Origin of the sequence: Anaeromyxobacter sp. Red801 (genome assembly GCF_049201065.2) — a bacterium.
GTDB lineage: Bacteria > Myxococcota > Myxococcia > Myxococcales > Anaeromyxobacteraceae > Anaeromyxobacter.
Genome location: NZ_CM181236.1, coordinates 4,950,293 through 4,974,933 on the forward strand (window position 1 = coordinate 4,950,293; position 24,641 = coordinate 4,974,933).

General features: G+C 75.1%; 21 protein-coding genes and 1 pseudogene. 11 read left to right on the plus strand and 11 right to left on the minus strand.

Annotated features, from left to right (window positions below; all coding sequences use genetic code 11):
- Together ACOQFB_RS22795 and ACOQFB_RS22800 are read right to left on the minus strand one after the other, a co-directional pair.
- Entirely contained in the window at positions 1-1,611 is a 1,611-nt protein-coding gene (locus ACOQFB_RS22795) for a zinc metalloprotease (protein ID WP_059439222.1), read from the minus strand.
- Between the two features lie 63 nt (positions 1,612-1,674).
- A complete protein-coding gene (locus ACOQFB_RS22800) occupies positions 1,675-2,334 on the minus strand; it encodes an NUDIX hydrolase (RefSeq protein ID WP_059439223.1) in 660 nt (219 codons plus the stop codon).
- A 122-nt stretch (positions 2,335-2,456) separates the two neighbouring features.
- Between ACOQFB_RS22800 and ilvD the strand changes: the two genes are divergently transcribed.
- Positions 2,457-4,139 (plus strand): dihydroxy-acid dehydratase, encoded by a 1,683-nt coding sequence (gene ilvD / locus ACOQFB_RS22805; protein ID WP_421610510.1) that lies wholly within the window; start codon positions 2,457-2,459, stop codon positions 4,137-4,139.
- Here the strand turns inward: ilvD and ACOQFB_RS22810 are convergent.
- On the minus strand, positions 4,093-5,211 hold the full coding sequence (locus ACOQFB_RS22810; RefSeq protein WP_421610511.1) for an HNH endonuclease: 1,119 nt from the start codon (positions 5,209-5,211) through the stop codon (positions 4,093-4,095). The two genes, ilvD and ACOQFB_RS22810, sit on opposite strands and share 47 nt — an antisense overlap.
- A gap of 512 nt (positions 5,212-5,723) precedes the next feature.
- Here ACOQFB_RS22810 and ACOQFB_RS22815 point away from each other — a divergent pair.
- From ACOQFB_RS22815 to ACOQFB_RS22825, 3 genes are all read left to right on the plus strand, one after another.
- Positions 5,724-6,044: a DMT family transporter gene (locus tag ACOQFB_RS22815; protein WP_059439226.1), complete on the plus strand. Its 321-nt coding sequence runs from the start codon at positions 5,724-5,726 to the stop codon at positions 6,042-6,044.
- A 54-nt stretch (positions 6,045-6,098) separates the two neighbouring features.
- The gene (locus tag ACOQFB_RS22820; protein ID WP_059439227.1) at positions 6,099-6,494 is read left to right on the plus strand and encodes a DMT family transporter; all 396 of its coding nucleotides are present in this window, start codon (positions 6,099-6,101) and stop codon (positions 6,492-6,494) included.
- Between the two features lie 88 nt (positions 6,495-6,582).
- Positions 6,583-6,996, plus strand: coding sequence for a MarR family winged helix-turn-helix transcriptional regulator (locus ACOQFB_RS22825; protein ID WP_059439228.1), 414 nt, complete (start codon positions 6,583-6,585; stop codon positions 6,994-6,996).
- A 30-nt stretch (positions 6,997-7,026) separates the two neighbouring features.
- On the opposite strand, the gene ACOQFB_RS22830 is transcribed toward ACOQFB_RS22825, so the two are convergent.
- Complete coding sequence (locus ACOQFB_RS22830; protein WP_421610512.1) at positions 7,027-8,313, minus strand: RsmB/NOP family class I SAM-dependent RNA methyltransferase; 1,287 nt, start codon at positions 8,311-8,313, stop codon at positions 7,027-7,029.
- Between the two features lie 202 nt (positions 8,314-8,515).
- On the opposite strand from ACOQFB_RS22830, the gene ACOQFB_RS22835 reads away from it, so the two are divergent.
- From ACOQFB_RS22835 to ACOQFB_RS22845, 3 genes and pseudogenes are all read left to right on the plus strand, one after another.
- Complete coding sequence (locus tag ACOQFB_RS22835; RefSeq protein ID WP_421610513.1) at positions 8,516-9,934, plus strand: TolC family protein; 1,419 nt, start codon at positions 8,516-8,518, stop codon at positions 9,932-9,934.
- Complete coding sequence (locus ACOQFB_RS22840; RefSeq protein WP_494492382.1) at positions 9,931-11,523, plus strand: efflux RND transporter periplasmic adaptor subunit; 1,593 nt, start codon at positions 9,931-9,933, stop codon at positions 11,521-11,523. Before ACOQFB_RS22835 ends, ACOQFB_RS22840 begins: the two co-directional genes overlap by 4 nt.
- 3 nt (positions 11,524-11,526) lie before the next feature.
- A pseudogene (locus ACOQFB_RS22845) lies at positions 11,527-14,810 on the plus strand (efflux RND transporter permease subunit).
- 52 nt (positions 14,811-14,862) lie between these two features.
- Here ACOQFB_RS22845 and ACOQFB_RS22850 read toward each other — a convergent pair.
- Complete coding sequence (locus tag ACOQFB_RS22850) at positions 14,863-15,609, minus strand: SDR family oxidoreductase (RefSeq protein WP_421610516.1); 747 nt, start codon at positions 15,607-15,609, stop codon at positions 14,863-14,865.
- 105 nt (positions 15,610-15,714) lie between these two features.
- On the opposite strand from ACOQFB_RS22850, the gene ACOQFB_RS22855 reads away from it, so the two are divergent.
- Positions 15,715-16,551: a helix-turn-helix domain-containing protein gene (locus tag ACOQFB_RS22855; protein WP_421610517.1), complete on the plus strand. Its 837-nt coding sequence runs from the start codon at positions 15,715-15,717 to the stop codon at positions 16,549-16,551.
- A 39-nt stretch (positions 16,552-16,590) separates the two neighbouring features.
- Here the strand turns inward: ACOQFB_RS22855 and ACOQFB_RS22860 are convergent, their stop codons facing one another.
- Complete coding sequence (locus tag ACOQFB_RS22860; protein WP_421610518.1) at positions 16,591-17,634, minus strand: pyridoxal phosphate-dependent aminotransferase; 1,044 nt, start codon at positions 17,632-17,634, stop codon at positions 16,591-16,593.
- A gap of 186 nt (positions 17,635-17,820) precedes the next feature.
- On the opposite strand from ACOQFB_RS22860, the gene ACOQFB_RS22865 reads away from it, so the two are divergent.
- Positions 17,821-18,129, plus strand: coding sequence for a hypothetical protein (locus tag ACOQFB_RS22865; protein ID WP_059438260.1), 309 nt, complete (start codon positions 17,821-17,823; stop codon positions 18,127-18,129).
- Positions 18,130-18,223: 94 nt separating this feature from the next.
- Here the strand turns inward: ACOQFB_RS22865 and ACOQFB_RS22870 are convergent, their stop codons facing one another.
- The 3 genes from ACOQFB_RS22870 to ACOQFB_RS22880 form a co-directional block, all read right to left on the minus strand.
- Positions 18,224-19,336: an arginase family protein gene (locus ACOQFB_RS22870; protein WP_059438259.1), complete on the minus strand. Its 1,113-nt coding sequence runs from the start codon at positions 19,334-19,336 to the stop codon at positions 18,224-18,226.
- Positions 19,337-19,405: 69 nt separating this feature from the next.
- Positions 19,406-19,807 (minus strand): bacteriohemerythrin, encoded by a 402-nt coding sequence (locus ACOQFB_RS22875; protein WP_059438258.1) that lies wholly within the window; start codon positions 19,805-19,807, stop codon positions 19,406-19,408.
- Between the two features lie 131 nt (positions 19,808-19,938).
- The gene (locus ACOQFB_RS22880) at positions 19,939-20,487 is read right to left on the minus strand and encodes an inorganic diphosphatase (protein WP_059438257.1); all 549 of its coding nucleotides are present in this window, start codon (positions 20,485-20,487) and stop codon (positions 19,939-19,941) included.
- Positions 20,488-20,642: 155 nt separating this feature from the next.
- Here ACOQFB_RS22880 and ACOQFB_RS22885 point away from each other — a divergent pair, with 155 nt between their 5' ends.
- Positions 20,643-20,924 carry a putative signal transducing protein gene (locus ACOQFB_RS22885; RefSeq protein WP_059438256.1) on the plus strand — a complete coding sequence of 94 codons (282 nt, stop codon included), beginning with the start codon at positions 20,643-20,645 and terminating at the stop codon, positions 20,922-20,924.
- A gap of 27 nt (positions 20,925-20,951) precedes the next feature.
- On the opposite strand, the gene ACOQFB_RS22890 is transcribed toward ACOQFB_RS22885, so the two are convergent.
- The gene (locus tag ACOQFB_RS22890) at positions 20,952-22,508 is read right to left on the minus strand and encodes a leucyl aminopeptidase (protein ID WP_059438255.1); all 1,557 of its coding nucleotides are present in this window, start codon (positions 22,506-22,508) and stop codon (positions 20,952-20,954) included.
- 71 nt (positions 22,509-22,579) lie between these two features.
- Positions 22,580-23,512: a LysR family transcriptional regulator gene (locus ACOQFB_RS22895; RefSeq protein ID WP_059438254.1), complete on the minus strand. Its 933-nt coding sequence runs from the start codon at positions 23,510-23,512 to the stop codon at positions 22,580-22,582.
- A gap of 103 nt (positions 23,513-23,615) precedes the next feature.
- Between ACOQFB_RS22895 and ACOQFB_RS22900 the strand changes: the two genes are divergently transcribed.
- Positions 23,616-24,617, plus strand: coding sequence for a quinone oxidoreductase family protein (locus tag ACOQFB_RS22900; RefSeq protein ID WP_421610519.1), 1,002 nt, complete (start codon positions 23,616-23,618; stop codon positions 24,615-24,617).
- The last annotated feature ends 24 nt before the right edge of the window (positions 24,618-24,641 follow it).

The window sequence follows — 24,641 nt, forward strand, 5'->3', positions numbered from 1 at the left end:
TCAGCGAACCGCGGGGTTGAGCCGCACGACCTCGCCCTGCTGCGGGGTGAGCGTGCCGCGCGCGATCGACGGGTCGATCTGCCAGAACATGAGGTTGTCGCCGCCGCCGCAGCCCGAGGTGCCGGCGCACTGCGGGGCGGAGAGGAGCGCGCTGCCGCAGGGGATCGGCGAGGACGGCGAGCGGCAGGTGCCGCACGGGCAGCCGGGCGTGTCGGCGATCGGGTCGAGCGCGGTGCCGGTGGCCTCGGTCGTGTGGTAGAGGCCGAGCCAGTGGCCCGCCTCGTGGGCGGCGATGTACGAGACCACGTCGGTGCCGCAGGCGGCGACCGAGAACGGGCTCGCCGGCGAGCACGCGCCCGGCGCCGCCTCGGCGCCGAGGTCCGCGAGCACCACCGCGGCGCCGCTGTTCACGCCGCCGGGCACGCCGGAGGGGCCGGGGATCGAGCCGTCGAGCCCCACCACCGTGCCGCCGCCGCCGCTCGCGGAGGTGGTGAGCTCGTCCACCAGGAACAGGTGCACCGCGCTCCGCGGCTCCGCCAGCCGGAACAGGCGCGCGAGCTCGCTGCACGGGCCGGAGTCGTCGATGCTGGGCGTGTTCAGCTCGGTGCGCGCCCAGTCCGCCACGTCGTGGAAGGTGACGGTGCCGAGGCACACGCCGGCGCGGGCGAACAGCGACTGGAGCCCGTCCACGAAGCGGCGGAACTGCGCGGCGGTGGCGTTGTTGGACGGATCGGCGGCGGCGTTCGCGGCGGTGTACTCCGGGTGCGCGGGGTCGGAGGAGACGAGGTAGATCTCGAGGTCGAGCGTGCCGGTGGACACGAGCGGCCCGGCGCGGGTGACCACCTTCACGTCGTAGCGCCCCTCGGTGCTCCCGCCGGTGCAGCCGGTGGTGGTGGTGCAGGCGGCCGCGAGGTCGTTCAGCGTGAACCGCCACGCGCCCGGCGCGAGCTGGCCGTCGGAGCGGATGCGGTCGAGCGCGGTGGTGGTGTTCGGGACGGTGACCGCGCCGGCCGAGGGGATCACGCCGGCATAGAACAGGAGCCACTGGCTGTAGTCGCGCACCCCGTTCACGACGGGCGGGCTGGCGGCGTCGTCGTAGAAGCGCGCGCCGCCCCCGTCCACCACGACCTGCGGGAAGGGCGCGTTCGCGGCGGGCCCGGCGCCGGGCCAGTCCACCGCCTCCGGCGCCGTGCCGTCCACCTCCTGGAAGTAGAGCGTGAACCCGGTGGTGCCGGGCGGCACGTCGAACGAGACCTCGTCGCCGGGCGCGTGCGTGCCGCGCTCCTGCACCGGCCCGATCACCGCCGCGTTGACCGGCAGCGCGCAGGGCGGATCCGGGACGTCGGGCGGCCGCTCCGCCGGGCCGGCCACCGCGCCGAGCGCGATCACCGGCCGGCGACCGGAGGGGCTGCACGCGCCGGCCGGGATCGACGCGGCGCAGACGCGCGAGAGGCACAGGCCGGAGCGGCAGTCGGAGGCCCGCGTGCACGCCTCGCCCACGCCGCGCCCGCCCTGGTCGATGCGCCGATCGAAGGTCGGGTTGCCGCAGCCCCCGGCCGCGAGCCCCGCGGCGGCGAGCGCGACGAGCAGGGCGGCGGGCGTGCGGCTCACGCCGGGATGGTAAGCCCGCAAATCCCCGTGCGCGACACGCCCCCCCGACGCGGGCGTCCGGGGTCACCCCCGCCCGGCGAAGGCCCGATCGAGGAGATCCGCGAGGATCCGGGCGGTGAGGCCCCAGACCACCCGCGCCTCGTCCGCGTGGAACGACCACACCCGCCAGTGCCCCGTCCTCGGGTCCACGTCCTCGAACGGCACCGCCGCGCGGGCCACCACCGTCGCGAGCCGCTCCGGCAGGCGGGCGGGATCCCACAGGGAGGCGCGCCGCAGCGCCGGGTCGAGGAGCTGCGCCAGCGGCAGCTCGAAGTGCTCGTCCACCTCGTCGGCGGCGGCGGTGAACGCGGCGGGCGGCGCGCGCACCGAGGCGGCGACCGGCGTCACCACGTAGCCGGCCACGCTGGGCAGGTCGTCGAGCAGCCCGAGCACCTCCGACGCCGCCGGCGCCAGCCCCACCTCCTCGTGCGCCTCGCGGAGCGCGGCGGCCGGGGCGTCCTCGCCCGGCTCGAGCCGTCCGCCCGGGAAGGAGATCTCGCCGCGGTGGTGCTCGAGCGCCTGTGAACGGCGGGTGAACAGGACGGAGGGGCCGCCGGGCCGGTCGAGCAGCGCGACCAGCACCGCCGCCGGCCGGAACCCCGGGACCTCCAGCGTCCGGCGCGGCCGCGCGCCGAGCGCCCGCCGCACGCGCTCGGTCGCCTCGTCGAAGCCGGGGGCACGCATCGACCTCCATCTAACGCGGCGCGCCCCGGCGCGCCGGGCGGCGAGGGGGACGCACGCCCGCCCGCCGCGGCGCGCGCGCTCGGCCGATTGATTTCCACGCGCCTTTCCGCGAAAAAGGTGGGATGCGCAGCGACCGGATCAAGAAGGGCTTCGAGCGTGCGCCCCACCGCAGCCTCCTCCGCGCGACGGGCCTCAACGACGGCGACTTCGAGAAGCCGTTCATCGGCATCGCCAACAGCCACATCGACATCATCCCGGGCCACTACTACCTGCAGGAGTACGGCCGGATCGCGAAGGACGAGATCCGCAAGGCCGGCGGGGTGCCGTTCGAGTTCAACACCATCGGCGTGGACGACGGCATCGCCATGGGCCACGAGGGCATGCGCTACAGCCTGCCGTCGCGCGAGCTCATCGCCGACTCCATCGAGACGGTGATGAACGCGCACCAGCTCGACGCGCTCGTCTGCATCCCGAACTGCGACAAGATCGTGCCCGGCATGCTCATGGGCGCGCTGCGCGTGAACGTGCCCACCGTGTTCGTGTCCGGCGGGCCCATGAAGGCCGGCCACCTGCACGACGGGACGCCCATCGACCTCAACACCGCGTTCGAGGCGGTGGGCAAGCGCGCGCAGGGGCAGCTGACCGACGCCGAGCTGTACGAGATCGAGTGCCAGGCGTGCCCGTCCGGCGGGTCGTGCTCCGGCATGTTCACCGCGAACTCGATGAACGTGCTGTGCGAGGCCATGGGCGTGGCGCTGCCCGGCAACGGGACCGTGCTCGCGCTCACCCCCGAGCGCGAGGCGCTGGTGCGGCGCGCCGCGCGGCGGGCGGTGGAGATCGCCGCCGACGAGCGGTTCAAGCTGCGCAACCTGGTGAACCGCGACGCCATCCACAACGCCATGGTGGTGGACATGGCCATGGGCGGCTCGTCCAACACCGTGCTGCACATGCTCGCCATCTCGCGCGAGGCCGGCGCGCCGCTGTCGCTGCGCGACATCGAGGAGATCGCCGGCAAGGTCGCGCACATCGCGAAGATCGCCCCGTCGCTCGCGACCGTGCACATGGAGGACATCCACCGCGCCGGCGGCGTGCCCGCGGTGCTGCGCGAGGCCGCCCGCCGCGGCGGCATCGTCCGCGAGGACGCGCTCACCGTCACCGGCGAGACCGTCGGCGAGCGGATCCGCGACGCGCGGACCGCCGACCCGGAGCTCATCCGGCCGCTCGAGAACGCCTACTCGCCGGTGGGCGGCCTGGCGGTGCTGTTCGGGAACCTGGCCGCGGAGGGCGCGGTGGTGAAGACCGCCGGCATCCAGCCCTCGATGCGCAAGTTCACCGGCGACGCGATCTGCTTCGACTCGCAGGACGAGGCCATCGCCGGGATCATGGGCGGCAAGGTGAAGCCCGGGCACTTCGTGGTGATCCGCTACGAGGGGCCGAAGGGCGGGCCGGGCATGCAGGAGATGCTCTCCCCCACCTCGCTCATCATGGGCATGGGCCTGGGCGAGAGCGTGGCGCTCGTCACCGACGGCCGCTTCTCCGGCGCGACCCGCGGCGCCTGCGTCGGCCACGTCTCCCCGGAGGCGGCCGAGGGCGGCGTGATCGGGCTGGTGCAGGACGGCGACCGGATCACCATCGACGTGGCGGCGCGCGCGCTGACCGTGGACGTCTCGGACGCCGAGCTGGCGCGGCGCCGCGAGGGGTTCCGCCCGAAGCGCCGCGACCCCGGCTCGTCCTGGCTCCGCCGCTACGCGCACCTCGTCACGAACGCGTCCAGCGGCGCGGTGCTGCGGAGCACCAACCTGTAGGCGCGGTGTAGCGGTCCATCAGCGCGTCCCCGAAGACCTGCCGCGCCGCGAGGACGTTGTGCGGCCGGCAGACGAGCCGGACGTTGTCGATCGTCGACGCGCCGCCCAGCGCGAGGGGCCGGATGTGGTCGTACTCGAGCCGGCGCCGGCAGCCACAGCGCTCGCCGGACCCGAGCGTCCACTCGCAGCGGCCCCCCGCGCGCCGCCACACCTCCCGCTTCACCTCCGCCGGGATCGCATCGGGGCGGGCGGGACGGCCGCGGCTCCTGCGAGGTTTCTCGACCAGGCCGTGACGCCTCGCCCGCTGGGCGAGGACGAGGTCCAGCCCGCGCTCGAGGATCTCCGCCGCAGTCCCGCCCGGGCACGCGTGCCCGAGCGCGTCGGTGGCGGCCTCGAGCTTGTCGAGGAACGCCCGTGAGACGGTGAGGTGCAGGCGCGCGACCTCCGCGTCGAGCGGCTTCACGGTCTCGCGCGGTGGCGGTGGCGCCGCCGGCAGCGTGGACGACCCACCGGTGGTCACGAAGGAAGGCGGTTCACCCGGGTGAACCACGGGCCGCGGTGGTTCATCCGGATGAACCGAATCGCCGGGCGGCGCCGAGGCCGGCGGGGGTGGCGCGGCCAGGGTGAGCGGCCGCGGCGCGGACCCGGTTGCGCGGACGACGGTGACGACCTCGCGGTCCGGCACCACCGCCGCCGGCCGGAGCGCCGCCGCGACCGCCTCCGCCTCGCGGCGTGAGAGCCCGAAGAACCGCGGCAGCACCGCGGCGCGGTTCTCAGGGGTGAGCACCTTGGCCAGCTCGTTCACCGTGGACAGGCACAGCTCACCGGAGCGAAGGGCCGACTCGACCTCCGGGAACGCCTGGATGAGCTCGGCCGCCGTCTTCCGGTTCTGGGCGGCGCCCTTCGAGAGCTTGAGCTCGCGATGCAGGAAGTAGAACAGCGAGGTGTGGCCCAGCTCGCGCCGCTGGTTCTCGTCGAAGCGGGCGAGGGCGAGAAGGAAGTCGGCCAGGGCGCCGTGCTCGTGGCGGAGCAGGCGGGCGAGGTCGTCGGCGAGTTCGCGTGCGGTGTCCATGCCCGAAGCATCGCACGTGAAATTCGCCCATCGTGAAACGCGCCAGGACGGCCCAGGACGCACGATCGCCGCCGAGGGGTCGCGACCCCTCGCGACACGCGAACGCGGCGCCATGGCGCCGCGGCAGCGTGCGGAGCGCCCGTTCTCGCGCGCCCCAGAGCGCGAAACCGTCGCCGCGCCCCAGGTGCGTCAAATCTTCACGAAGAGAAAAACGGGTGCCGCCCGGGCGCATCCGCTCGGAGCGCGTCCCCAATCCCGCACGCGGCGCCGCGTCCACGGTCCCTCCACGCGCCTCTCGTGAGCCGATCTCGCCCCCGCGGTTCCGGTCACCCCGTGCCCACCCGGACCCCCGCTGCCCCCTTCTTGCCGGGCCGTGCCGACCGCGCTCGAGGTGCATGCACATGCAAGGACTTGACGGCGTCGCCGGTCCTAACTACATGCATGCGCAAGCAACAAACTAGGCGCGCCGCCCGGCGGCGCTTCCTGAACGAACCGACCCAGGGGAACACGACATGAGCTGGCTCCATCTCGGCGTCGCCGTGATCTTCGAGATCGCGGTGGCCATCTCCGCAGGCAATGCACGAGGGTTCACCCGGCCCGGGTGGACGGCCGCCACCCTCGTCAGCGGGGCCATCGGCACCTTCTTCCTCAGCCTCGCGCTGCTGACGTTCGACGTCGGGGTGGGCTACGCGATCTGGACGTCGGTGGCGGGCGTCGGGGTCGTGATCCTGGGCGCCCTGTTCTTCGGGCAGCGCCTCGGCTGGCAGAAGCTCCTCGGCATCGCGCTCGTCATCGGCGGCGTCGTGGGCCTGCGGCTCAGCGGCGCCGCCTGAGCGGCGAGCGCGGCCTCCCTCCATCACGCAGCGGGTACTCCACGAGGAACGGACATGACGACGAACATCGAGACGAACAGGAACACGGGCAACGGGCGCGCCTGGATCATGCTGCTGCTCGCGGGCGCCTTCGAGATCGGCTACGCGCTCAGCGTCGCCGGCAGCAAGGCCTTCACGGTGCCCGGCTGGTCCATCTCCGCCGGGCTGTTCTTCCTGCTCACGCTGTACGCGCTGAGCGTCGCCCTGCGCACCATCGACGTGGGGATCGGGTACGCGGTGTGGGCCGGCATCGGCTCGGTGGGCGCGGCCGTCCTCGGCAGCGTCCTGCTCCACCAGGCGCTGACGCCGGTCCAGGCCGCCTGGCTGGCGGTCATCATCGCCGGCGTCGTCTGGCTGAAGCTGGCCGACCGCGCCGGGGCCCGGACGGACGGGCGCCGGCTGCCGGGCTGATCCCGGCGTCCTCCCGCGCCCCGCGTTGCTTGCATGGACATGCACGTGAGAAGCTGCGCCGCATGTCGCTCGAGAGGAGGGCGCGCCGGTGACGTCGAGGCGAGGCGATGCGTGGCTCGACCTGATCCAGGTCGTCGCCCGGGTCGAGGCCGAGCTGGGCAAGGTGCTCCAGGCGCGGCATGGGCTCGGGCTGACGGAGTTCCGGGCGCTGGAGATGCTGGCGCGATCCCCGGACTCCGAGCTGCGCATGCAGGAGCTGGCCGCGCAGCTGAGCCTGAACCAGAGCTCGGTCTCGCGGATGGTCGAGCGCATGGAGCGCGCCGGCCTCACCGTCCGCGACCTGTGCCCGGACGACAAGCGCGGGGTGTACACCGTGCTGACGGACCGGGGGCGTGCACGCCTGGAGGACGCGCGGCCCGACTACGCACGGGCGCTGGACGCGGCGCTCCAGGCGCACGGCGGCGCGAAGCTGCTGTCCGCGCGAGCGGTGAAGGCCAGGTAGGGCGCGCTCGGGCCGCCGGCGCGCCCTCTCCTACCCCCGCCGCACCCACGCCGCCGCGAAGAACGCGTCCGTCCCGTGCCGGTGCGGCCAGGTCCGCAGGAAGCCGTCCGGGGTGAGGGCGCTCGCCGGCGCCTCCGGCGCGATCCGCTCGAACTCCGGGTGCACCCGCTCGAACGCCCCGGCCACCTCCTCGTCCTCCGCCCGGCGGAACGTGCAGGTCGCGTAGACGAGCCGCCCGCCCGTTCGCACGTGCGCCGCGGCGCGCTCCAGGATCCGCGCCTGCAGCGCGGGCAGCGCCTCGAACGCGGCCGGATCGATGCGCCAGCGCAGGTCCGGCCCGCGGCGGAGCGCGCCCAGCTCGGAGCACGGCGCGTCCACGAGGACGCGGTCCACCCGGAGGTCCGCCGGCGCGGCGGCGCCGTGCACGGCCACGATGCCCGCCGCGCCCGCGGCGAGCGCGCGCGTCCGGAGGCGCACCAGCCGCCCGGCGTCGGGATCGGCGGCGTGCACGCGCCCCGCCGGTCCCACCGCCGACGCGAGCAGGAGCGTCTTCCCGCCCGCGCCGGCGCAGGCGTCGAGCACCGCCTCGCCGGCGCGCGCGCCCACCGCCTCGCCGAGGAGCTGGCTCCCCTCGTCCTGCACCTCGAGCAGCCCATCCTGCCAGGCGCGCAGCCCGTACACGTTCGGCCGCGGGCCCTCCACCACGAGGCACGCGGGCGCGAGCGCGCCGGGCCGGGTGCGCACGCCCTCGGCCCCGAGCCGCGCCGCGAGCGCCTCCGGCGAGGTGCGGAGCCGGTTCGCCCGGAGCGCCACCGGGCCGGGCAGGCACAGCGCCGCGGCGAGCGCGTCCGCCTCCGGGCCGGCCGCCGCGTCGAGCTCGGCGTCGAGCCACCCGGGCAGCGAGAAGCGGTCGGCGCGCGCGGCCGGCGGCGGGCGCGGCGGCGGGAGCGCGCCCGGGGGCAGGCCGGCGAGCGCCTCGGCGCGGCCCGCCTCGCGGCCGCCCAGGTCGCGCACCAGCGCGGCGAGCAGCAGCGCCGGCGGCGCGAGCGGATCGCCGAGCTGCGCGCGCAGCCGGCGCCGCCAGAGCCCCACGCCGAAGATCGCCTCGGCCACCGCGGCGCGCCCGGCGGCGTCGAGCGCCGGCCGGGCCCGCAGCGCGCGCGTCACGGCCCGCTCCGCCGCGCCGCCGGCGAGCACCTCCGCGAGCTCCGGCCCGAGCCCGGGGCCCGTGCCCGCGAGCGCCTCCCACGCGACGCCCGCCACGCGCCGCTCCGCCTCGGTGCCGGCGGGTGATGGGTGGGCGTCGCGAGCGGTCATGGGGTCACGGACGGCAGAACGATACCCCGCCGGGGCCCGATGGAGGGGGCCCGGGGTTCACGGGGGAATGCGTGACGCCGCGGGTTACACGTGACGCGTGCGGCGGCGCCGGCCCCTCGTAAACCGAGGAAATACCGCCTGATCAGGCTGCGGTCCCGGCCTCCGCCGGGTGGCACGGGCGCTGCTTAGGGAGCTCCCCCGTATGAGACGACTCCGTCCCGCCGCGATCCTGCTCCTCGCCGCCGCCGCGCCGGCCCTCGCCGCCGCGGAGGCGCGCGTGCCGCTCGCCGACGACCCGGCGCTCGCGCGGCTCCTCTCCGAGACGCTGGAGGCGCGCCCCGAGCTCCGCTCCGCGCACGCCATGGTCCGCGCCGAGCACGAGCGCGTCCCGCAGGCCGGCGCGCTGCCGGACCCGGTGCTGTCGCTCGGCCTGCAGAACGACGGCTTCGGCGCGATCCAGGTCGGCAAGATGGAGACGAGCTACTACTCGATCGGCCTCTCGCAGACCTTCCCGTTCCCCGGCAAGCGCGCGCTGCGGGCCGAGGCGGCGGCGGCCGGCGCGAACGCCGCGGTGGCGTCGCTCGACCGGGCCCGGCTCGGCGCCGAGGCGGACATGCGCCGCGCCTACGTGGACCTGGTGCTGGTGCGCGACCGCATGGCGCTGCTGCGCCGCCTCGAGGCGCTCTGGGCGCGCTCGGAGGGCACCGCCCGCGCCCGCTACGAGTCCGGCGGCGGCGCGCAGACCGACCTGCTCCGCGCCCAGCTCGAGCGGACGCGCCTGCGCCAGCGGCGGGTGTCGCTCGAGGCCGAGGAGCGCGCGCGCGTGGCGGTGGTGAACCGCCTGCGCGGCCGCCCCGCCGCGGAGCCGGTCGAGACCATCGCCGGCCTGGAGGCGCTCGCGGATCCGGCGCTGCCGGACCGCGACGCGGCGCTCGCCGACGCGGAGGCGCGCAGCCCTGAGCTGGCCTCGGCGCGGGCCGGGGCGCAGCAGGCGGATCGCGAGGCGGCGCTGGCCCGGCGCGAGCGGTTCCCGGACGTCACCGTGAGTGCGGGGGTGATGCCGCGCGGCGCGCTCGAGCCGATGTGGCAGGTGGGCGTCTCGGTCCCGCTGCCGGTCTTCTCGGGGCGCAAGCAGTCGCGCGCGGCGGCCATGAGCGCGGCCCGGGCCGAGAACGGCGCCGCCGCGGCGGACGCGTTCGCGCAGGTGGTGCGGCTCCGCGCGCTGGAGCGCCAGGAGGCGCTCGCGGCGGCGCTCGACACGCTGGCGCTCTACCGCGGCGGGCTGCTGGTGCAGTCGCGCGCCACCGCGGAGAGCGCGCTCGCGCAGTACGTCACCGGCCAGGTGCCGTTCGCGTCGGTGCTCGACGCGCTGGCCGGGACGGTCGCCGACGAGGAGGGGTTCCTCGGCACGGCGGCCGAGGCGCAGCGCCTGTGGATCGCGGAGCGCGAGGTCAGCCTCGACGAGGCGCTCCCCGGCGGCGCCGCGGGCGGCGGCGGGGGCATGCCCGGCGCGGGCGGCGCGGCCTCGGCCGCCGCCCCGGCCCGCGCGGCGGGCGGCGGGGCGCAGGCGGCCGCCTCCGGTGGTTCCTCCTCTTCCTCTTCCTCGATGGGTGGCATGTGAGCGACGCGACGATCCCGACGAACCCGAACGTTCCCCCTCCGCCGCGGCGCGCGCGCGGGGCGCTGATCCTGCTCGCGGCGCTGCTCGCCGGCGCGGCCCTGGGCGGCGGCGCGGTGCTCCTCGCCGGCCGGCTGCGCGGCGGCGAGGCCGCCGGCGGCGACGGCCACGACCACGCGGCGCACGCCGAGAAGCAGCAGCTCTACACCTGCCCGATGCACCCGACCATCGTGCAGGACCACCCCGGCGAGTGCCCGATCTGCGGCATGAAGCTCGTGCCCATGGACCCGCCGCAGGGCGGCGCCGCGGCCCCCGCCGCCGGGGCGCCCGCGGGCGGCGCGGCGAAGCCGGCCGCGGACCAGAAGCCGCAGTGGCAGTGCCCGATGCACCCGACCATCGTGCAGGACCACCCCGGCGACTGCCCGATCTGCGGCATGAAGCTGGTGAAGATGGAGGGCGGCGCCGCGGGCGGCGCGCAGGCGGAAGGCCCGGCGCCGGAGGGGCTCGCCAGCGTGACCATCGAGCCCTCCCGCCAGCAGCTCATCGGGCTGCGCACCGCGCCCGTGATCCGGGGCGAGGTCGGCGGCGCCTGGCGCACCGCCGGCCGCGTCGCCATCGAGACCCGCGTGCACCACCTCAACGTGAAGGTCGGCGGCTTCGTCGAGCACGACCACTCCACGTTCATCGGCAAGACCGTTCGCCGGGGCGAGCCGCTCTTCGCGATGTACAGCCCCGAGCTCCTGGCCGCGCAGGAGGAGTACCTGCTCGCGCTCCGCACCAGCCGCTCGCTCGCGCAGGGCGGCGCGGAGGGCGCCGGGGCCGCGCTGGTGCAGGCGGCCCGGCGCAAGCTGGAGCTGTGGGACGTGCCGGCGTCGGAGATCGCCCGGCTGGAGAAGACCGGCGAGGCCCGCAAGGACCTCACCTTCCACGCGCCGGCGAGCGGCGTCATCACCAAGCGCGACATCGTCCCCGGCATGCGCATCGAGGCCGGCTCGATGCCGTTCGAGATCGTGGACCTCTCCCGCGTGTGGGTGCTGGCGGACGTGTACGAGAGCGAGCTGAGGCACGTGAAGGTGGGCCTGCCCGCCACGCTCTCGCTGAAGGCGTACCCGAACCGCCCGTTCAAGGGGAAGGTCGTGTTCATCGACCCGCTGCTCGATCCCAAGACGCGCACCGCCAAGGTGCGCATCGAGTTCGCGAACCCGGGCGGCGAGCTGAAGCCGGAGATGTTCGGCGAGGTGCTGCTGCACGGCGCGCGGACCGAGGGCCTGGTGATCCCGGCCGACGCGGTCATCGACTCCGGCACGCAGAAGGTGGTGTTCGTGGCCGCAGGCGAGGGCCGGTTCCAGCCGCGCGAGGTGCGGCTCGGCGACGGCGACGGCCGCCACGTCGAGGTGGTGGAGGGCCTGCACGAGGGCGAGCAGGTGGTGACCGGCGCGAACTTCCTGGTGGACTCCGAGTCCCGGCTGCGCGCGTCGCTCGCGGCCATGGCCTCGGGCGCGAAGCCCGCGCCGGCCGGCGCGGCCGGTGCGCCCCCCGCCGCCGCGCCCGCGGCCGGCGCCGGCGACCACGCGCAGCACGGGGGCCACTAGGCCATGATCAAGCGCATCATCAGCTTCTCGGCGCACAACCCGTTCATCGTCCTCGGCGCCACGATCGTCACGCTGGTCGGCGCGTGGTGGACGATGAAGAACATCCCGCTCGACGCGCTGCCGGACATGTCCGACACGCAGGTCATCGTCTACTCGAAGTGGGATCGCAGCCCGGACATCATCGAGGACCAGGTGACCTACCCCATCACCTCGGCGCTGCTGGGCGCGCCGCGGGTGAAGGCGGTCCGCGGCTTCTCGGACTTCGGGTTCAGCTACGTCTACGTGATCTTCGAGGACGGGACCGACATGTACTGGGCGCGCACCCGCGTCCTCGAGTACCTGTCCAAGATCACCCCGCAGCTGCCGCAGGGGGTGACCACCGAGCTCGGACCCGACGCCACCAGCGTGGGCTGGGTGTTCCAGTACGCGCTGGTGGATCGCACCGGGAAGCACACCTCCGACGAGCTGCGCTCCACGCAGGACTGGTTCCTGCGCTACGCGGTCCAGAGCGTGCCGGGCGTGTCGGAGGTCGCGACCGTCGGCGGCCAGGTGCGCCAGTACCAGATCACCGTCAACCCGAACGCGCTCGCGTCCTACGGGCTGCCCATCGACGCGGTGGTGCAGGCCGTCCGCAGCGGCAACAACGACGTGGGCGGCCGCCTGGTGGAGCTGTCCGGGCGCGAGTACATGGTCCGCGGCCGCGGCTACGTGAAGTCGATCCAGGACCTCGAGAACCTGGTGCTGCGCGCGGAGGGCGGCACGCCGGTGCTGGTGAAGGACGTGGCCACCGTGGCGCTCGGCCCGGAGATGCGCCGCGGCATCGCCGACCTCGACGGCGAGGGGGACGTGGTCGGCGGCATCGTGGTGATGCGCGCCGGCGAGAACGCGCTCAACGTCATCGACCGGGTGAAGGCGAAGCTCGAGGAGGTGAAGCCGTCGCTGCCGAAGGGCGTGGAGGTGGTGACCACCTACGACCGCTCCGAGCTCATCGGCAAGGCCATCGAGAACGTGAAGGGGAAGCTCTCGAGGAGATCCTCATCGTCTCGCTGGTGATCCTGGTCTTCCTCTGGCACGTGCCGTCCGCCATCGTGCCCATCGTCACCATCCCGGTGTCGGTCGCGCTCGCCTTCATCCCCATGTACTTCATGGGCCTGAACGCGAACCTCATGTCGCTCGCGGGCATCGCCATCTCCATCGGCGTGCTGGTGGACGGCGCCATCGTCGAGGTGGAGAACGCGTACAACAAGATCCACCACTGGATCGCCGACGGGAAGCAGGGCGACTTCCACAAGGTCCGCCTGGAGGCGCTGCTGGAGGTGGGCCCGGGCGTCTTCTTCTCGCTGCTGGTGGTGGCGGTCGCGTTCATGCCGGTGTTCACGCTGGTGGACCAGGAGGGCCGGCTCTTCCGCCCGCTCGCCTACTCCAAGAACCTGGCCATGGCGATCGCGGCGCTGCTCGCCATCACGCTCGACCCGGCCATGCGCATGCTGTTCGCCCGCGTCGAGCCGTTCCGCTTCCGCCCGCGCCCGGTGGCCTGGGTCGCGAACCAGGTGCTGGTGGGCAAGTACTACTCGGAGGAGCGGCACCCCATCAGCCGCTTCCTGCACCGGATCTACGAGCCGCCCTGCCGGTTCGTGGTGAAGCACGCGAAGACCACGCTGGTCGTGGCGGCGCTGCTCGTCGCCACCTCGATCCCCGCGTACCTCGCGCTCGGCCACGAGTTCATGCCGCCGCTGCGCGAGGGGACCATCCTCTACATGCCGTCGGCGGTGGAGCCGGGCATGTCGGTCGCCGAGGCGCAGCGCGCGCTGCAGGTGCAGGACAAGATCCTGAAGACCTTCCCCGAGGTCGAGCGCGTGTTCGGCAAGGCCGGCCGCGCCAACACCTCCACCGACCCGGCCCCGTTCACCATGATGGAGACCACCATCGTGCTGAAGCCGGAGGCGCAGTGGCGCGAGCAGCCGCGCTGGTACTCCTCGTGGGCGCCGGAGTGGCTGAAGGGCGTGCTGCGCACGGTCTGGCGCGACCGGATCACCGAGGACCACCTCATCTCCGAGATGGACGAGGCGCTCCGGCTCCCCGGCATCTCCAACGCCTGGACCATGCCGATCAAGGGGCGCCTCGACATGCTCTCCACCGGCATCCGCACGCCGGTGGGCATCAAGGTGGCCGGCGCGGACCTCGCCACGGTGGAGAAGGTGGCGAAGGACATCGAGTCGGCGGTGCAGCACGTGCCCGGGACGCGCAGCGTCTACGCGGAGCGCGTGGCCGGCGGCTACTTCCTCGACTTCGTGCTGAAGCGCGAGCAGCTCGCCCGCTACGGCCTGTCGGTGGACGCGGCCAACATGCTGGTGATGACCGCGGTGGGCGGGGACAATCAGACCACCACGGTGATGGGGCGCGAGCGCTACGGCGTGAACGTCCGGTACGCGCGCGACTACCGCGAGGACCTGGACGCGCTGAAGCGGGTGCTCCTGCCGCTGCCGAACGGGCAGGGGCAGATCCCCATGGAGGAGATCGCCGACGTGGTGCTGGCGCAGGGCCCGTCGATGATCCGCGACGAGAACGGGCTGCTGGCCGGCTACGTGTACGTGGACTTCGACACGTCCAAGGTGGACGTGGGCCGGTACGTGGACCAGGCGAAGGCGAAGGTGGCCGAGCTGGTGAGGCCGCCGCCGGGCTACGCCATCTCCTGGAGCGGCCAGTACGAGAACATGATCCGGGTGAAGGAGCGGCTGAAGCTCATCATCCCGGTCACGCTCGTGCTCATCTTCGCGCTGCTCTACATGAACACGAAGAGCGCGTTCAAGGCGTCGCTGGTGATGCTGGCGGTGCCGTTCTCGGCCATCGGCGCGGTGTGGCTGCTGTGGCTGCTCGACTACAACGTCTCCATCGCGGTCTGGGTGGGCCTCATCGCGCTCATGGGCCTCGACGCCGAGACCGGCGTGTTCATGCTGCTCTTCCTCGACCTCTCCTACGACGAGTACCGGAAGAAGGGGCTGGTGAAGGACGAGGACGGGCTGGTCGAGGCCATCATCCACGGCGCGGTGAAGCGCGTCCGCCCGAAGGCCATGACGGTGTTCGCCGCGATGATGGGCCTCCTGCCCATCATGTGGTCCACCGGCACCGGCGCCGACCTCATGAAGCGCATCGCCGCGCCCATGGTCGGCGGCCTGGTGACCTCGTTCCTGCTCGAGCTGCTCGTCTACCCGGCGGTCTACTTCCTGTGGAAGAAGCGCGAGCTCGGCAAGCCGCTGCCGGAGGAGGCGGAGGTCGCGGCGGCGTAGGGGCGGGGCGAGGCGAAGCGGGGTCCCGCCCACTGCGGAACCCCGCTTCCGGTCACAGCTGCGACAGCCCGCCGTCCACCGGGAGCTCCGCCCCGGTGGTGAACGTCGCCTCGAACGCGAGGAACAGCGCCGCGCGCGCCACCTCGCCCGGCGACCCGATCCGCCCCATGGGCGTGAGCTCGTTCCCCTCCTTCTCGAACGCCGCGACCTCCTCCTTCGACGCACCGGTCACGCCCAGCGTCGGGGTCGCGGTGAAGCCCGGGCTCACCGCGTTCACGCGGATCCCGCGCGGCAGCAGCTCCGTGGCGAACGTCCGCACGAACGACCGGACCGCCGCCTTCGCCCCCGAGTAGGCGCTCAGGCTGGGTACGCCGAGCTCGTCGGCGACGGAGGTCGTGAAGACGAACGCGCCGCCGTCGTGCACGAGCGGCGCGAGCCGCTGCGCGGTGAAGTAGGCGCCCTTCGTGTTGACGGCGAAGGTGCGGTCGTACTCCTCCTCGGTGACGCGGTCGAACGGGGTCAGCTTCGAGAACCCGGCGTTGACGAAGGCGGCGTGGATGCCGCCGAGCTCCCGCTCGACGAGCGCGCCGAGCGCGGCGACGTCGGCGAGCTTCGAGGTGTCGGAGCGCACGACCCGCGCGCGCGGTCCGAGCTCGCGCCGCGCGGCCTCCAGGCCCTGCTCGGTGCTTCCGGTGACCAGCACCTCGGCGCCGCCCTCGAGCAGCGCCCTGGCGATCGCCAGCCCGATGCCTGCCGTGCCGCCGGTGACGACGGCCTTCTTTCCAGTGAACCTCTCCATGAGGACGCTCCTGTTCGTGAATGGAGGGCTCGTCTACCGGGCGCTGCGCGGCTGCGCGCCCACGGTCGGATGAATCGAGAGCACGGACGGATTAGGACCACCTGCATGAGCGGACCATCCGAGGCGCCCGGAGCGGCGATCCGCGCCGCGGGCCACCGCGGCGTCGTCGGCGTCGAGCTGCGCGTCACGCCCGCGGGCGACCTCGTGCACCCCCCTGTCGCGGACCATCACGTCAGCGTGCACGTCGGGCCGCCGGTGCGCGTCTCGTGCCCCGCCAGCGGCGCGCCGTCCACCCGGACCCGCGGCGAGGTGAACGTCTTCCCCGCGGGCGTCTCGGACGCCTGGACCGAGGACGACGAGAGCCGGACGGTGCACCTTCGCCTGCCCGACTCGCTCGTGCGGCGGGTCGCGGAGGAGATGGGCCTCGATCCCGGACGGGCGAGCATCGCCCCGCGGTATCACCTCCGCGACCTCCGGATCGAGCACATCGCCTGGGCGCTCGATGCGGAGCGGCGCGCAGGCTTCCCGAGCGGGCTGCTCTTCCGCGAGAGCCTGGGCCTGGCGCTCTCGGCACATTTGCTCTCCGCGCACGCCGCGCCGGCCGTTCCGCGCAGCGGCCTCTCGAAGGACCAGCTTCGTCGGGTGGTCGACTGCGTCGAGGCGCACCTCGACGCGGACCTCTCGATCGCGCGGCTCGCGCGCGAGGCGGGCGTGAGCGCGCCGCACTTCAAGGTGCTGTTCAGGCGCGCCCTGGGAGTGCCGGTGCACGCGTACGTCGTGCAGCGCCGGGTGGAGCGGGCGAAGACGCTGCTGCTGCGGGGCGGCCTGACGTCCGGAGAGGTCGCGCTGCAGGCCGGCTTCGCGCACCAGAGCCACATGGCGAGGTGCATGCGGCGCGTCCTGGGGGTGACCCCAGGGGCCATCGCGCGCGCTCGGGCATGACGCGGGCGCCCCGCCCGTCGTGTCCCGGCGCCGGGCCCGCTAGGGCGCGTCCGCAGCCGCCGCCAGCAGCGCGTCGTTCTCGGCGCGCGTACCGATGGTGATCCGGATGCAGCCCTCCAGCCCGGCGTAGTGGTCCTGGCGGCGGACCAGGATGCCGCGCGAGAGCAGGTGATCCCAGGCGGCCTTCGCGTCCGGCGTGCGGACGAGCAGGTAGTTCGCGGCGCTCGGGTAGGGCCGCCAGGTCCGGTGCGCGGAGAGGGCCTCGAGCACGCGGGCGCGCTCGGCCTGGATCCGCGTCACCAGCTCGCCGACGTAGCCGGGCGACTCGAGCACCGTCTGCAGGATGGCGCCGGTGTGGACCGGGATGCAGAACGGCGGCAGGCAGGCGCGGACCACCGCCGCCACCTTCGGCGACGCGAGCAGGTAGCCGGCGCGGACGCCGCCCAGGCACCAGGACTTCGAGAACGTCCGCAGCACCGCCACGTGGGCGTTGGCGCGCGCCAGCGGGCGGGCGTCGCTCCCCGCGAACGCGTGGTACGCCTCGTCCACCACCAGCACCCAGCCCTGCTGGCGGGCGCGCTCGGCGAGCCGCTCCACGTCGCCGGTCGCGAAGAGCTGGCCGGTGGGCGCGTGCGGGTTGGGGAGGAACAGGACGCCGCCGGCGCCGTCCATGGCGGCGAGCAGCGCGTCCATGGGGATGGTGAACCCCGGCGCGAGCGGGATGCCGCGCCACGGCGTGCCGGTCGCGATGCTGCCGCCCTTGTAGTAGGGGAACGCCGGCACCGTGTCGACGACGGTGCGCGCGGCCTGCGTGAGCGCCAGCACGAGCAGGTTCGAGCCCGGCGCGAGCACCACGCCCTGCGGGTCCCAGCCCTCGTGCCGCGCCACGGCGTCCCGCACGTCCTCGGCGTGCAGCTCCGGGTAGCGGTTCCAGGCGGCGCGGGCGATGCGCTCCAGCGCGCGGGCCTTCAGCTCGGGGGGGAGGTCGTCGGGGCTCTCGTTCTGGTCGAGCTTCAGGCGCGCGTCGACCTTCGCGTACGGGTAGTCGGCGACCGAGGCGAGGTGGGGCTTGAACGCGTTCACGCGCGAGAACCTACCACACGGACGCGCAGACCTCCCCCAGTCGGGACGGTCGGAGGCCGGGTCGGGAACTCCCGACACGTCGGCGCGCAACCCCGCGAGATCCGGGGCGGGGCGGGCTGGCAGGGGCCGTGCACAACGAGGGGGCGGATGGCCGGACGGACGGCCCCAGCGAAAAAGGAGAAGGTCATGGCGAACAAGAACAAGGTCCCCGCTCTCGTCGGCGCCGGCATCGGTCTCGCGGTCTTCCTCGCGGTCGCGCTCCTCCCCGCGCTCCTCTACGGCGGCTACGCGGGCGTGCTGCTCGCCGGCGGCATCTTCGGCACCCCGGTCACCGCCTCGATCGGCGTGAAGGCGCTCATCGTCTTCGGCATGGTCCTCGGCGTCACCGCGGTCGCCTCGCTCTTCGCGGTGGCCGGCGCGGCCGCCGGCGCGGCGGTGGGCGCGCTCCTCGGCGCCACCACCCCGGCCGCGAAGAAGGCCGACGAGAAGGCCTAGCGGCCCGAGCTCCGAGGCAACGTCCGGCATCCGCAGGAGGGCCCCGGCACCGCGAGGCGCCGGGGCCTTGCCGTCCCTGGGGCCCCCGCGGCGCTCACCGGGTCCGGCCGAGCGCCGCGTCGATGGTCTCGGCGAGGTAGCCCGCCGCGAGCCCGACCGTGCGCGGCCCCGCGCCCTCGCCGCCCACGATCCCCGGCGCGACCTCCATGACGTCGCCGCCCGCGAGCCCCACCTCGCTCCCCAGCCGGCGGACGAGCGACGAGACGAACGCCGGCGTGAGGCCGCCCGGCTCCGGCGTGCCGGTGGCGTCGGCCCACTCCTGGTCGGTCCCGTCGATGTCGTTCGAGAAGTAGACCGAGGAGACGCCGGTCGCCTTCACGTGCGCCAGGATCTGGTCCAGCGCGGCGCGCGGGTCGGCGAGCACGTCGGCGGCCCAGAACTGCCGCACGCCGAGCGTGGACTCCCAGTGCGCGCGGTCGCGCCCGGAGGCGCGCGTGCCCACCTGCACGAGCCGCCCGCCGCGGCCCACCAGCTCGTTCGCGTGGTACGACCAGGTGCCGAAGCAGTAGCGGATCCCGAGCCGGTCCTCGAGCAGGTCGGTGTGCGCGTCGATCTGCACGATGCCCATGCCGGGCCAGCGCGGCGCGAGCGCCTTCACCACCGGCCACGCGGTGGAGTGATCGCCGCCCACCGCGAACACGCGGGCGCGCGGGTTCGCCTCGAGCACGAGCGCGAGCGCCCGCTCCGCGATGGAGAGCGGCGACACCGGCAGAAGCGCCGCCTCCTCCGCCGGCAGGTCCGGGTAGAGCGCGCGCCGGCTGGCGGCGAGCTGCGCCTCGCCCAGCATGTCGTCGTGGAGGAGCTGCGGGACCACGAACACGTCGCCGAGGTCCACCACGCCGTCGGCGCGGTCGCGCGCGCTTCGCGACGGATCGTCCTCGAGCAGCCGCTCGCGGATGGCGGCCGGCCCCAGGTTCGCGCCGCGGCGGAAGCCCGCCCCCACGTCGGAGGGGATCCCGAGCACCACCGCGCGGGCGGTGGCGGCGCGCTCCAGGTCCTCGCGCCAGCGCGCGCGGATCTCGGCCTCGTCGTCGGCGCCGTAGAGCCGGCGCTGGAGCGCGAGCTGCTCGGACTTGCCGCTGGAGACGAGGTGGATGCCGCCGCCGGCGGGGCGGAGGAGGAGCGCGAGCGTGTCGGTGAGGTTCACGCCCGGAGGTTAGCCCCGCGCGGGCGACGGCGCACCTCCGCGGCGGGGGCGCGGCGCGCCGGCGCGAACCTACTCGGACCGCGACAGGACGAACTTCGCGAACGCGACGTCGGTGCCGGTGACGTGGTCCTGGAGCCACCGCTCGACGAAGGTGGAGACGCGCGCCGCCTGCAGCCCGGGCCCGCCGCGCTTCTCGTGCTCGTCGGAGAGCGCGATCAGGCTCGCGACGAAGCCGTCGTGCTCCGCCTTGTGCTGCGCGTAGCCCGGGTACTCCACCTGCCGCATCCAGGACTCCTCGGCCCCGAAGTGCGTCACGCAATAGAGGCGCAGGTACGAGAGCAGGATGCCGACCTCCTGCCGCGAGGTCTGGCCCAGGCTGGACACGAAGCGCTCGGCGCGGCGGAACAGCTCCTGGTGCTGCGCGTCGATCTCCTCGATCCCGACCGCCAGGGCCGGCGTCCACGCGATCATGGCTCTCCTCGCTCGCTCATCGGGGCGCGCAGCGCCCGCCCGGTGAACGCCGAGAGTACCGCAGGGGCCGGCCTCCGGCCCACCCCACCCGCGCGCGATCGGCGCGGGGGAGCGCCGCGGCTTGCGCTGGATCAGGAGCGGCGCCGCGCCACGGCCCCGAGCGCCCGGGTGCAGCCGTCCACCAGGCGTTCGGCCTCCTCCGGCCCGCCCCAGCCCAGCAGCGCCGGGTTCTTCGGCTCGAAGAAGATGGCCGACAGGAAGAACTGCGCGATCTCGTCGCGGACCCGCGCGGGAAGGTCGTCCGGCGAGCGCAGGTCGTCGCCTCGCGGGTGCTTCACCGGCACCGCCAGGATGCGGTCGTTGCGCACGCGGCCGTTCGATTTCGAGTCCTGCTCCAGGCGCACCACGCCCACCGGGCGGCACGGCACCACCACGCCGGGGAAGCTCACCGCGTCCCAGTAGACGAGCGCGTCCACCGGGTCGCCGTCCGGCGCGCGCGTCCCCGGGACGAACCCCCAGTCGTACGGGTAGGCGAGCCCGAGCGGCAGCGGGCGCGAGACCGTCACCACGCCCAGCTCCGCGTCGTACTTCAGCTTCAGGGTGGCGCCGCGCGGCGACTCCACCACCACGCGCAGCGCGCCGCGCTCGTCGCGCGGGGGGAGCCGGGCGAGGTCGGTCATCCTCTCCACATGCCGGGGCACGCCCCGCCGGGCAATTGCATGACCGGTGGGGACCCGACCGGTGTCCCCGCTCGGCGGGCGGCCGGCCGTGCGCCGCGGGGTCGGCCTGCGCGCGGGCCCCGGCGGCGGTATCCTCGGGGGCGAGGAGGCGCGCGATGCACGAGAACCAGGAGCTCGTCCCGGTGGCGTCGTTCGAGAGCCTCTCCGAGGCCGAGGTCGCGCTCGGCCTGCTCGAGGCCGAGGGCATCGAGGCGGTGGTGCAGGACCGGCCGCTCGCGTCGCTGCTCCCGCCGATCGCGCTCGCGAACGGCGGGCTGGTGCTGCTCGTCCTGCCGGACGAGCTGGAGAAGGCGCGCGAGGTGCTCGCGGCGCCGGACGCGGCCGGCACCGAGGACGCCCCGCTCCCGCCCGGCGGCGCGCCGGGCGAGCGCGAGTGAGGCCTCACCGGGCGTGAATGCGGCCGCTCACGCCTTCCAGGCGCGCACGAACTCGACCAGGGTCCGGACCGCGAAGCCGGTCCCGCCCTTCGCGACGTAGCCCTGCTCCTTGCCGGTGTGCGACGGCCCGGCGATGTCGAGGTGCGCCCAGGGCGCGTCCTTCGCGAACGCGTGGAGGAAGTGGGCAGCGGTGATGGCGCCGCCCCAGCGCTCGCCGGTGTTCTTGAGGTCGGCGCGGTCGCTCTTGAGCTGGTCCTTCAGCGCCTCGGTCATGGGCAGCCGCCACACGTCCTCGCCGGCCGCGCGCGCCGCCGCGAGCACGCCGTCCGCGACCGGGCCGTCCGGGCCGAACAGGCCGGCGGTGCCGTTGCCGAGCGCCACGATGCAGGCGCCGGTGAGCGTCGCCACGTCGATCATGGCCGCGGGCTTCAGGGTGTCCGCCGCCCAGGACAGGACGTCCCCGAGCACGAGGCGCCCCTCCGCGTCGGTGTTGGTGATCTCGACGGTCTGGCCGTCGTGCGCCACCAGCACGTCGGACGGCTTGTAGGCGCGGCCGCCCGGCATGTTCTCGCAGGCGCCCAGCACCGCGTGCACCGGGAACGGGGGCTTCAGCGCGGCGACGACCTGCATGGCGCCGAGCACCGCGGCGCTGCCCGCCATGTCGGTGTTCATGGTGACCATGCTCTCGGTGGGCTTCAGCGAGAGGCCGCCCGAGTCGAAGGTGATGGCCTTGCCGACGAGCACCACCGGCGCCTTCCGCCCGGCGGCGCCGCGCGGCACCCAGCTCACCTTCACCAGCCGCGGCGGCTCCGCCGAGCCGCGCGTGACGCCCAGGAACATCCCCATCTTCAGGGCCTGGATCTCCTTCGGCCCGCGCACCTCCACGGCGAGGCCGGCACGCCGCGCCACCTCGGAGGCCGCGCGCGCGAGCAGCTCCGGCGTGCAGTCGGCCGGGCCCAGGTTCACGAGATCCCGCGCCCACGCCACCGCGCCCGCGAGCCGGCGGGCGAGCTCGAGCGCGTCCTTCACCGCGCGGGCCCTCTCCTGCGACGGCGGCACCAGCACCGACACCTCCGACACGCCGGGCGTCCGCGCCGGATCGTCCTTCTTGTAGCGGGAGAACCGGTAGGTGCCGAGGAGCGCGCCCTCGGCGAGCGCGCGGGCGGCGCCGGGGAGCGCGTCGCCGTCCAGCTCCGGCGCGGCGAGCGCGAGCGTGCGCGCGCCGGCCTTCCCCGCGCCGCGCGCCGCCCTGCCCGCGGCGGCCCGCAGCGCCTCGTACCCGTCGCGCGCCCAGGCCTCCAGCGCCTTCGCGCGCGCGCCCATCCCCATCAGCACCACGCGGCCGGCCCGGGCGCGCCCCAGCGTCGGCAGCGCGAGCTCCTGCCCGGCCTTCCCTGCGAACCGCTCGGCGCGGGCGGCCGCGAGCAGTGCGCCGTCCAGGAGGCGGTCGAGGTCCTTCACCGCGCCGGTCCCGCCGCCGCGGACCTCGTCCTCGAACACCGGCAGCGCCAGCGCGTCGGCCTCCGCCTCCGCCGGCGCCGCCCCTGCCGCCCTCACCGCGATCCGCTCGATGCCTCGGGACATGCGTGCTCCTCCACGGGTGTGTGGAGGCGTCGTTTAGCACGGGGAGGGCGACGGCGCCGCCTCGATGGCGTTCAGCGCCGCCGCGTCCTCCGCCGCCTCGCCCCGGCGCCGGCGCGCGGGCCGGTCGCGGGCGCGACGCCGTCGCGCAGCCACGCCGCCTCGCGCTCCAGCCAGGCGCCCAGCGCCTCTGCGACCGCGGCGACGCGCTGCGAGCGCCGCACGTCCGCGTGCATCACGAGCCACAGCGTGCGCGGCGGCGGCGCGCCGCCCACGTCGACCTGCACCAGCGCCGGGTCGGCGGCCCCGAGGAAGGCCGGCAAGGCCGCGACGCCTCCCCCGGCCGCCGCCGCGGCGTGGATCACCGCGAGGTCGTTGCTGCGCAGCGCGAACGGACGCGCCCCGGCGCGGCGCTCCAGCCACTGCTGCTGCGGCACCTCGCGCAGGCTGTCGTCGTAGCCGAGGAACCGCCAGCCGGAGGGCGCGTGCGCGGCGAGGTAGGCCGGGGTCGCGTAGGCGGCGTAGCGCAGCTCGGCGACGCGGCGCACCACCAGCCCGGGCGCCGACGGGCGCTGCAGGCGCAACGCCAGGTCGGCCTCGCGGCGGTCGAGGCTGGCGCTGCGCGTCTCGGCCACCAGCTCCACCACGATGCCGGCGTGCCCGCCGCGCAGCGCGTCCAGGTCGCGCGCCAGCAGCGCGGTGGCCAGGCTGGGCGGCACCGAGACCCGCACCGTGCCGGACAGGGGCGCGCTGCCCAGCGCCTGGCGCTCGAAGGCGAGCGCGTCGTCCTCGAGCCGCCGCGCCGGCTCCAGCAGCCGCTCGCCCTCGACGGTCGGGCGCCACCCGCGCGCCAGTCGGTCGAACAGGCGCACGCCGAGCGTCGCCTCCAGCGCGTCCACGCGCCGCGCCACGGTGGTGTGCTCGACGCGCAGCTCGCGCGCGGCGGCGGACAGGCTGCCCAGCCGCGCCACCGCCACGAAGTGCCTCAGGTCGTCCCAGTCCAGCATCGTCCGTGCATTTTCGCACACCGGATGGGCGATCTCCTGGAGGTTCCGTGTGCGGGCGCACGGCCTATCGTGCCGCCATCCACGACCCAGGGAGCCAACCCCCATGCACACCGAAGCCATCCACCTGCACCAGCCCGGTGGCGCCGCCGCGCTGCAGCCGGCCCGCATCCACCTCGCCGCGCCCGGTCCGGGCGAGGCGCTGCTGCGCCATGCCGCCATCGGCGTGAACTACGTGGACGTGTACCACCGCAGCGGCCGCCATCCGCTGCCGCCGGGCCCGGCGGTGCTCGGCGTCGAGGCCGCCGGCGTGGTCGAGGCCGCCGGCGTGGTCGAGGCGGTCGGCGCCGGCGTCGAGGGCGTCGCCGTCGGCGACCGCGTCGCCTGGGCCGGCGGCCCGCCGGGCGGCTACGTCGGCCACCGGCTGATCGCCGCGGATCGCCTGGTGCGCCTGCCGGCCACCCTCGGCGACGACGACGCCGCGGTGCTGCTGCTGCGCGGCACGACCGCGCACATGCTGCTCGCCCGCGGGGCGTCGCTGCGCGCCGGCGACGCGGTGCTGATCCACGCCGCCGCCGGCGGGCTCGGCCTGCTGCTCACGCGATGGGCGAAGCGGCTCGGCCTGCGCACGATCGGCACGGTCAGCAGCGCGGCCAGGGCCGAGGTCGCCCGCGCGAACGGGCTGGACCGCGCGGTGAACTATCGCGCCGAGGACTTCGTGCAGGCGGTGCGCGACTGGACGGGCGGCGAGGGCGTGGCGCTCGCGATCGACGGCGTCGGCGGCGACACGCTGCGCCGCTCGCTCGACGCCGTGCGCCCCTCCGGCACGCTGGCCAGCATCGGCCAGGTCGGCGGCGACGCGGCGCCGGCGGCGCTCGCCGAGCTCGCGAGGGCGCGCTCCGTCGCGCTGGCGCGGCCGAGCGTGCTCCGCTTCATGGAGGACGCGGCACGCTACCGCGAGGGCGCCGCGGCGGTGCTCGCCGCCTGGCGGGACGGCGTGCGCGTGCCGGTGGCGGCGCGCTACGCGCTGCGCGACGCGGCGGAGGCGCATCGCGCGCTCGAGGGCGGCCGCCACGACGGCGCGATCGTGCTGAAGCCGTCCCGCTGAGGGCGGGCGCCCCCCGGCGCGGCG

Coding starts and splice junctions, on each gene's coding strand:
- ACOQFB_RS22800 (WP_059439223.1), bottom strand. CDS start 2,334: ATGCGTGCCCCCGGCTTCGACGAGGCGACCGAGCGCGTGCGGCGGGCG.
- ilvD (WP_421610510.1), top strand. CDS start 2,457: ATGCGCAGCGACCGGATCAAGAAGGGCTTCGAGCGTGCGCCCCACCGC.
- ACOQFB_RS22810 (WP_421610511.1), bottom strand. CDS start 5,211: ATGGACACCGCACGCGAACTCGCCGACGACCTCGCCCGCCTGCTCCGC.
- ACOQFB_RS22815 (WP_059439226.1), top strand. CDS start 5,724: ATGAGCTGGCTCCATCTCGGCGTCGCCGTGATCTTCGAGATCGCGGTG.
- ACOQFB_RS22820 (WP_059439227.1), top strand. CDS start 6,099: ATGACGACGAACATCGAGACGAACAGGAACACGGGCAACGGGCGCGCC.
- ACOQFB_RS22830 (WP_421610512.1), bottom strand. CDS start 8,313: ATGACCGCTCGCGACGCCCACCCATCACCCGCCGGCACCGAGGCGGAG.
- ACOQFB_RS22835 (WP_421610513.1), top strand. CDS start 8,516: ATGAGACGACTCCGTCCCGCCGCGATCCTGCTCCTCGCCGCCGCCGCG.
- ACOQFB_RS22850 (WP_421610516.1), bottom strand. CDS start 15,609: ATGGAGAGGTTCACTGGAAAGAAGGCCGTCGTCACCGGCGGCACGGCA.
- ACOQFB_RS22855 (WP_421610517.1), top strand. CDS start 15,715: ATGAGCGGACCATCCGAGGCGCCCGGAGCGGCGATCCGCGCCGCGGGC.
- ACOQFB_RS22865 (WP_059438260.1), top strand. CDS start 17,821: ATGGCGAACAAGAACAAGGTCCCCGCTCTCGTCGGCGCCGGCATCGGT.
- ACOQFB_RS22875 (WP_059438258.1), bottom strand. CDS start 19,807: ATGATCGCGTGGACGCCGGCCCTGGCGGTCGGGATCGAGGAGATCGAC.
- ACOQFB_RS22880 (WP_059438257.1), bottom strand. CDS start 20,487: ATGACCGACCTCGCCCGGCTCCCCCCGCGCGACGAGCGCGGCGCGCTG.
- ACOQFB_RS22885 (WP_059438256.1), top strand. CDS start 20,643: ATGCACGAGAACCAGGAGCTCGTCCCGGTGGCGTCGTTCGAGAGCCTC.
- ACOQFB_RS22890 (WP_059438255.1), bottom strand. CDS start 22,508: ATGTCCCGAGGCATCGAGCGGATCGCGGTGAGGGCGGCAGGGGCGGCG.
- ACOQFB_RS22895 (WP_059438254.1), bottom strand. CDS start 23,512: ATGCTGGACTGGGACGACCTGAGGCACTTCGTGGCGGTGGCGCGGCTG.
- ACOQFB_RS22900 (WP_421610519.1), top strand. CDS start 23,616: ATGCACACCGAAGCCATCCACCTGCACCAGCCCGGTGGCGCCGCCGCG.